The organism is Desulfatiferula olefinivorans (assembly GCF_054657895.1).
The window spans coordinates 1-1,905 of record NZ_BAAHXV010000089.1 but is presented as its reverse complement, the minus strand read 5'-3'; the positions used below and the strand labels follow the sequence as shown (position 1 = coordinate 1,905).

Annotated in this window: 2 protein-coding genes; both read left to right on the top strand. The window is 34.7% G+C overall.

The genetic code is table 11. The features are described 5' to 3' along the window. Positions 1-77 precede the first annotated feature (77 nt). A complete protein-coding gene (locus ACYQ11_RS21940) occupies positions 78-1,121 on the top strand; it encodes a hypothetical protein (protein WP_459925972.1) in 1,044 nt (347 codons plus the stop codon). Positions 1,122-1,281: 160 nt separating this feature from the next. Next, complete coding sequence (locus ACYQ11_RS21935) at positions 1,282-1,779, top strand: SPFH domain-containing protein (protein WP_459925971.1); 498 nt, start codon at positions 1,282-1,284, stop codon at positions 1,777-1,779. The last annotated feature ends 126 nt before the right edge of the window (positions 1,780-1,905 follow it).

Sequence of the window (1,905 nt, the reverse complement as noted above, 5' to 3'; positions counted from 1 at the left end):
GACAGCTAACCACTGCTTCCAGCCGACGCTCGTACCTCGCGCGGCTGAAGCGCACGTTCGGTTTCAAGCTACAAACTATGGAAAAAATATTTACAGAATACTTGGTATATATCCCTTTGGTATTACCCTCTTTTGAAGAAAGAGCGCTTCTAATTGACTCTTATGAAGAAGAAATAGAGGAAATAGTCTCTTTCGTTAAGCAACAGAAGTTAGAAACATTAAATAACTTTGTTTCTCGCCCAAATGTAAAACTGTCAAAGAGCATTGATAATTTACCTTTTTTTAAAAATTTTTGGTTAGGAAATCCTTCTCCTTTTTGGGGATTTTGGTTTCTCGAAATATCTTCAACTTTTGAATTTACATTGGATGATGTTGAAAAATATTTAAAAGCAAAATACGATTCAGATGTCGACACAAAAATTGATTTATATAAATATTTAGGTGGCTTACAGATTGAAAAATTATGTAATGACCTGCTTTTAGCCGTCACTATCGCTAAGCTTGGATTTATTAAAACAAATCAAGGCCTCCTTTTTTACGATGGTAAATTTCATTCTAAAATTGATGGAACTCACAGTTTATTCTATGAAGCTTTTAAGGAAGCAAAAAAAATAGAGTGGCCACCTTTAGCCAAAGTGACTTTGAAAGAGGTATGGGATTGGCTTCATAAATTTTCTTTTTTCGAAGAACAAACTGGTGAGGGCCGATTTGGTAGAGCAATTGCGTCAATAACCCATATCATGCAAAATGATTTTTCAGATGCGATCGATGATTTGAATTTAGATGTCGTGTGGGCCTTAATTGGGCTTGAAGCTATTTATGGAAATGGTAATGTAGGCCTAAAAAATCAAATAATCGAAAAGTCCCAAGTTTTCTTAGGAAAACCGGAAAAGTTCAAAAAGCTATTAAGCCAAGCATATGATCTTAGAAGCCGTGTAATTCATGGTGATGTTGATATCCCTTTTAAATACAGTAATAGCGATACAGCCATCAAACATAAAGGTTCGTCAACTGATTTGGGAGAAGCGAGATTAATCACTTTAGCTGTACTTCTTTCAACTGTTCAAAAATTAATTTTAGAAGACCGGAATGAATTAAGTTTTAAATATCAAATTCAATAATAAAACCGAACAAACAAGTGCACGGGAGCCTTACGCTGGCGCTTCAGGCCCCGTGACTTGTAACGTTATGGTCAAAATGGATATGAAATTAAATTATTTAGTTCTAATAGCGATACTTGTTTCACTGGTTGTAGTCTCATATCAGAATTCTCGATACGTATTGAATGACGACGATCAAGTCGTAATAACTCAATTTGGGAAAATCATTGGTGAGGCCGTAATAGTTCCAGGAGAGTATTTTAAAGTACCATTTATTCAAAAAGTTCATTATTTCAAAAAGAACTTTTTTTTATCTGAAAGTATGCAAGAAATACCTACAAGAGATAAAGAATATATAAAAGTTCAAAGTTCATCATTCTATAAAATTTCAGACCCTATCGCGTATTATAAAAAATTGAACAGTTATAATCTCGCAAAGGATTTTGTATTGAAACATACTGGCTCAGCAGAAAGAGAAATTGTTACATCAAATACACTTGTTGAGATATTTAAGATTACAGATTCAAATCAAATTTTCGAAAATGCGAATTTTAATCCTATTTTACAATACCAAATTCGCCAAATGGCTAAAAAGTCGATAAAGAATGAACGTGCTGGCGTCGAACTGTGTAATTTTGAAGCTAAAGTATCTTATCCAATTGATTCAAAAAAACCATAACAAGCCGGGTGCAGGTGACGCTTTCCGCTCCGCTACAAGCGCCCCTGACCCGCAGCGTTGGCAGTCGGACGAACGCCTGGGTAAAAAGTAGAAAATTGATTTGCTCTTTCAAAAACAAATGTTGTT